This is a genomic window from Candidatus Methanoperedens nitratireducens (genome assembly GCF_900196725.1).
Taxonomy (GTDB): domain Archaea; phylum Halobacteriota; class Methanosarcinia; order Methanosarcinales; family Methanoperedenaceae; genus Methanoperedens; species Methanoperedens nitroreducens_A.
The window spans coordinates 1-5,582 of the sequence record NZ_FZMP01000152.1 but is presented as its reverse complement, the minus strand read 5'-3'; the positions used below and the strand labels follow the sequence as shown (position 1 = coordinate 5,582).

Below are 5,582 nucleotides of genomic sequence, written 5' to 3'. Positions count from 1 at the left end.
CACTCCACATAAAATGGACTACCATGATAGCGCACAAAAAGTAGTTACCTACCATACTTTATTGAAAAATCTGGGATTGACTACCTTGATTTACAAAGGATTGGTTTCATTCGAAAAAGCTGGTCTTTCTAGGATATTAGATATTTTAGATGGATTGTATAGAGCCGACATCATATCATTTTCTATAGCTAGGGCCATAAAAAATGGTAATAGATCAGCTGGAACTTTAGAGAATTTGAATGAATTAGTAGAAATTATAAAAAGTATACATCTTGAAGGTCTTGAGCTAAATTGGGATTTTCTCCGCGACATGTCATTGTATCCCTCAATAATAATTGAAAAATTCATCAAAGAATTATTAGGGCTGAGGGCTGCCTATGCAGATGAGAGCTTGCTGTTGGGGAATCCTGTTGGATCAGAAGCAAAACCAGTATGTTTTGGATTAGGTGAACATCTATTTCCTAACTGTGACAAGGGGATGTCTCTTCTAAATGCTTTTGCACATTTGTCATCAATGGTTTATGAGAACATTAGGAAAATTTCGCTGGAAGAAGATTTTAAAAATTTAATTGTTTCTGTCATGGCAGGTTACAAACCTTTAACACTAACGGAAGCACATCATGGAGGTGGAATAGCAGATATTCTGGTTCCCTGTAGCAACCAAAAATTTGTAATTATAGAGTGCAAACTCTGGCGGTACCCGAAACAAATTAAAAAGAATTTGGAACAAATAGCTAAATACATTGGACCTGATGGGAATTGTGGTTTCCTGGTCTATTATGTACCTAAGAAACCAAGATCCCCTTTAATTCCTCTTGACCTACCTAGGACAAATTTAGGACATGACTCCGTCTGCAGCTCAAGTGATGCTATAATTGAAATAGATGTTCCCGGACATTCTGCGAAAGTACCTGTAGCAGTCCTATTTTTATTGAAGCCTTAAGGAACGCATTCCACAATACCCATAAAGCGACGTATCTGAGGGGCTCTGATACGACTGAGATAACGCTTCTTCACAGAATCATCTAATTTCTCCTTGTATCTAAGGAATTCCTCAAGTATATTCCTGGTTACTTTGCATATATGTTCTTGAGTAGCAATAGATGATTTAAGATGCATATTAGGGCACCTAGTTCGGCAATAAGTCTTTGCTATGCAATTACCACACTTTTCCAGTATCTCAATAAACATGTCATTTGTTGGTTTCAAATCAAATCCAGTTCTTATATGTCCTATTTTTTCTTGTACGTCTTGCATTATTTCGGGACAAGCGTATATTGTCCCATCCAAATCAACAAATAATATGGATCGCCCAAAACCACACGGGGCTGTATTTTCTTTAAATTCAGAAGTATTTGATGTGACGAGAAATGCATAATCGAAAGGAATATATTGAGGATTTGTAGGTTTCTGTAATTGGCTAAACCACTTATTCATCAGCAAAGAAATGTCGGTATAATAGTTAAGAATGGTTTGCTCGATGTCATTATCCTGAATGCTAGTGATTTGCCAATATACTGCATCTGAGAGATCCTCAAACAGGAAACAGGTCTCAAGGAAATGGCTATCTGATGTATAGGTGAGGCGAAGGATTACCGGGATTTCTGTGATATTTCTTACCCATTCTATGTTTTTCGCACAGTGGCTACATAGAAATCTCTAGATCCATATGCAACCTTTGATTCCATGTTTACTGAAAGAAGAATAACCTCAATATTGTCAAAGAATGATTTGACAACGTATCTAAAAGCAAACCATTTGTATGTAAACCTGATTTACACTTGGGTACTTTTCTTTTATTTTTGAGCTCCACTCTTCGAGCAGTTTTGGCTTTAATGTCGGTTCTCCGCCATAAAAATAAACATAGATAGAATCTTTATATTCTGAGAGTTTTTCTAATAATGTCAGAACGTCGTTTATTGTATAATTACAAACACTCAATGGATGCTGTTTTTCTGTCGTCCTATCCGTTTCATAACAGTATCTGCAATTTAAGTTGCAACCACCGGTAACATTTAGAAAGACTTCCCACATATGTAATCCTTATTTAAAATAATTTCAAGTTATTTTGATATGATAGGAACCATAATCGTGGTTAACAATTTAGACTATCGACTAAGAATCTGCTTCGAAAAAACAATTAGCTGAGCGCTTCAATTCTAAACAGCATTATAATTATCGAGTGTCTTATCCCAAAATCAATATTCTCTATTATTTTAGAAATATTTTCCGAAAAAGTATAGCGACACGAGATAAAACACTCTATGACAAGCTCATCCTATTTCTCGCGTTGAATTTTGTCAATACTTTCTTTTTGTGTTTTTGTGAAACTTCAGTATATATTTGAGTCGTAATAACGCTTGCATGCCCCAGAATCTCTTGGACTGCTCGTATATCAGCTCCATTATACAACAACATTGTTGCCATAGTGTGTCTCAAGCAATGCGGTGTATAGTGGTTCATGATCTTTGCCTTCTTTACAATATTTTTGGAAGATATTCTCAATGGAATATATGCTTAGTCTTTTCTTATCTCTATTTAAAAAAAGTGCCTGCACATCTGTTTGAATATTTTTTCTATGAATTAGGTATTCTTTTATAGCATTCAATACCTCATCGCTCGAAATATAAATTATCCGTTCTTTTCTACCTTTTCCAAAGATTAGAATAGTTCTTTCCTGGGGCTTTATGTCATTAACATTTAGCATTACTAATTCACCAATACGCATACCCGTGGAGAACAGGATTTCCAATATTGCGCAATCACGATAAGCTCTAATCAGATTATTATTTTTTAAGTCTGAGTCGCTCCTTTTTTCCTCTGGCTCCTGTAAGAATTTTATTTCATTATAGGATGCCATTAATAATTTTTTAAGTTCTCTTTCAGACAATACCTTGGGCAATCGTTTGGCAATTTTATATTTTTGCCTTATCTTCCTTGTAGGCGAATCAGCGATTACTCCTTCTTGTTCAACAAAATTAAAGAACACTTTGAGTGTAGCTATTTTTCTTTTAATGGTCGAATCTTTGTAATGATGGTTCTTTTCTAATAGCTCGATGAATTCTCTCACATTTTCCGTAGTAATTTCTTCGATCTCTCTTTGTTTGAATATTTGACTAAAGATCTTTAAATCACTCTTATAGGCTTCCAATGTCCTTTCAGATAAATTTCTATCCACAACTATTGCATTTAGGAATGTCTCGACACAAGACTCGATTTTCATTTTATCATCTCTTTTATTTTCATACAGATAGACATCCTTCGATCAAAAACTAATAAGGAAGTTTTTTTCCCTAAGTTAATGCAAAAATACTATAATCATCGGTCTATTGATTGTCAACAGGTAATAGGATTTTCTTGATTTGCCATTTTTGAATACTTTTACTCTCTATCCTATGGCTTTTATTGTTGCCAATCTAAACCAGATTAATTAACAGAAATGAAATTCATGAATAAATATTTACTCCCACAATCTCCCTTTTTTGTATCGAGCGGTTGGAAAAAGATGTGCATGGATATCAGGCAGGATTTAACTTATGAATGGAAAACAAGGAGCATTTCCCTATAAAAGGAGGCTGGATATCCCCACATCTTCAATGAGTAAGGCATCACCATAAAATAACTTGCGCCGAAAATAACATGCCCCTCTCTCCTCTAAAGGCGGCGCCGTTCCTTCCGGTTATGCTCACATTCAACGCACTTTTGCCGGCATGGCACTGGAGAAGAGAAAAATCGTGAGATGGAACGCTGATTGCGCGGATAACGCGGGCGCGCCGAGCAAAGTTCGTAGTCGCCAGCTGGTGCAAATCCAGCATGAGGAAAGGCTAGCCGCCACCTCAGAACTGAACCCCACACCCTGTCTGGTAACAGACCGAATGTGAAGCTGGGGGGAAGGGATACCAGGCCGCAATATAATGGATGTGAAGGTTATAAGCCCCGAAATTCTGTTGATCTTGGAAGCCGACGTTCTCTGTGTAACGGAAGGCAGCAATCACATCACCGAAATTAAGCATCTCCGGTCTTGGAATATAGCAGAGAGCTGCGAACGGCAAGGTGCTGTGAATCCAACGGGGTCTAAGACCGCAGCATGGTATCAAACGGTGAATATGGGAACTCGGGAGACCCAGGATGCTCTCCCAAAAAAAAGGGGGAGTATGCGATATTAAGCCTATAAACGGTAAGATATTGCAAACAGCATTCCGGGAGTCGGATCAGTTCGTAGTACTGTTGAAGCAGGGTAATTCCTGTGGAGGGAAGGGACTGACAGAAGTACGAGTGACATTAGGGTCACATCTAACACACTCAGAGGTGAAAATAAGATGGCAACAAAACTAACGTCTAAGACTCAAAAAGCGATACAGGTTATAGCTTTAAAAGCAAAAGAAGATCCGAAATGTAAGTTTACGTCATTAGCACATTTACTTGCAGAGGATTTTCTAAAAGAATGTTTCATGGAGCTAAAGAAAAACAAATCTCCCGGTATTGACGGAATAACAGTAAATGAATATGAAGAACAATTAGATGAAAACATAGCCGATCTCGTAGCAAAACTTAAAGCAAAACAGTACAAACCAAAACCGGTCAAACGTGTCTATATCCCAAAGCCAAACGGCGATAAAAGACCACTCGGAATCCCTGTTGTTGAGGACAAAATCGTCCAGATGGCAATAAAGAAGATTTTCGAAGCGATATTTGAACAGGATTTTATGGATATGTCCTACGGTTTTCGTCCAAATCGGGGCTGTCATGATGCTCTAAAACAGATAGACAAGATCATCATGAAATACCCGGTTAACTTTATTGTGGACATGGACATATCGAAGTTCTTTGACACAGTAAACCACAAATATTTGATGGAATTTCTGAAAAATAGAATTGTGGATACAAACCTGTTACGGTTGATTAGCCGTTTCTTAAAGTCTGGCATAATGGAAGAAGGGATATACTTTGAAACGGAACAAGGAACGCCACAAGGTGGCGTACTGAGCCCAGTTCTTGCCAATGTATACCTTCACTATGTGCTAGACGCATGGTTTCAGTCTGAAGTGATTCCTCAGCTTAATGGTTTTGCCGTACTCGTGAGATATGCGGACGACTTCGTTGTCTGTTTCGAAAACGAGAAAGAAGCCAGGATTTTTGGAGTTGCACTAAGGCAGCGAATGAGTAAGTTCGGGCTTACAATATCTGAAGAAAAGAGTAAGATCATTGAGTTCGGACGATGTACGTGTCAGAAGGCAAAGAAATACGGCTTTACTTGTGAAACCTTTGACTTTCTGGGCTTTACACATTTTTGTGATAAGACTCGAAGAGGCAAATTCAAGCTTGGGCGAAAGACATCACGCAAGAAGTATACAAACAAGATGAAAGATATGAACGTATGGTTAAAGCATATCCGAAATCGTGCTGAACTGAAAGAATGGTGGAAGTTGTTGGGAAGTAAGTTGCTCGGACATTACCAATATTATGGAATGAGCGGCAACTTTAGATGCCTAAAGAACTTCTATCATAATACCGTGAGAACTGTCTTCAAGTGGATAAACAGACGAAGCCAGAGGAAAAGCTACAACTGGGATCAGTTTCTT

General features: G+C 37.8%; 7 protein-coding genes. 2 read left to right on the top strand and 5 right to left on the bottom strand.

The features are described from left to right. The coding region (locus tag MNV_RS10220) for a hypothetical protein (RefSeq protein ID WP_218837983.1) at positions 1 to 943 on the top strand (943 nt) is incomplete at its 5' end. Here MNV_RS10220 and MNV_RS21340 read toward each other — a convergent pair. From MNV_RS21340 to MNV_RS19055, 5 genes are all read right to left on the bottom strand, one after another. Further along, on the bottom strand, positions 940 to 1,437 hold the full coding sequence (locus MNV_RS21340) for an SPASM domain-containing protein (RefSeq protein WP_096205771.1): 498 nt from the start codon (positions 1,435 to 1,437) through the stop codon (positions 940 to 942). The genes MNV_RS10220 and MNV_RS21340 overlap by 4 nt on opposite strands. Positions 1,438 to 1,743: 306 nt before the next feature. Next, on the bottom strand, positions 1,744 to 2,034 hold the full coding sequence (locus MNV_RS10210; RefSeq protein WP_096205769.1) for a radical SAM protein: 291 nt from the start codon (positions 2,032 to 2,034) through the stop codon (positions 1,744 to 1,746). A gap of 228 nt (positions 2,035 to 2,262) precedes the next feature. Further along, positions 2,263 to 2,463 (bottom strand): tyrosine-type recombinase/integrase, encoded by a 201-nt coding sequence (locus MNV_RS21085; protein ID WP_096205767.1) that lies wholly within the window; start codon positions 2,461 to 2,463, stop codon positions 2,263 to 2,265. Then, positions 2,405 to 3,223: a tyrosine-type recombinase/integrase gene (locus tag MNV_RS10200; protein WP_096205765.1), complete on the bottom strand. Its 819-nt coding sequence runs from the start codon at positions 3,221 to 3,223 to the stop codon at positions 2,405 to 2,407. Before MNV_RS10200 ends, MNV_RS21085 begins: the two co-directional genes overlap by 59 nt. Before the next feature lie 385 nt (positions 3,224 to 3,608). Then, a complete protein-coding gene (locus MNV_RS19055; protein WP_143311731.1) occupies positions 3,609 to 3,815 on the bottom strand; it encodes a hypothetical protein in 207 nt (68 codons plus the stop codon). 504 nt (positions 3,816 to 4,319) lie between these two features. Between MNV_RS19055 and ltrA the strand changes: the two genes are divergently transcribed. Then, positions 4,320 to 5,582: group II intron reverse transcriptase/maturase (ltrA, locus tag MNV_RS10190; RefSeq protein ID WP_096205762.1), on the top strand; the 1,263-nt coding region annotated here is incomplete at its 3' end.

Coding starts and splice junctions, on each gene's coding strand:
- MNV_RS21340 (WP_096205771.1), bottom strand. CDS start 1,437: ATGAATAAGTGGTTTAGCCAATTACAGAAACCTACAAATCCTCAATAT.
- MNV_RS10210 (WP_096205769.1), bottom strand. CDS start 2,034: ATGTGGGAAGTCTTTCTAAATGTTACCGGTGGTTGCAACTTAAATTGC.
- MNV_RS21085 (WP_096205767.1), bottom strand. CDS start 2,463: ATGAACCACTATACACCGCATTGCTTGAGACACACTATGGCAACAATG.
- MNV_RS10200 (WP_096205765.1), bottom strand. CDS start 3,223: ATGAAAATCGAGTCTTGTGTCGAGACATTCCTAAATGCAATAGTTGTG.
- MNV_RS19055 (WP_143311731.1), bottom strand. CDS start 3,815: ATGCTGGATTTGCACCAGCTGGCGACTACGAACTTTGCTCGGCGCGCC.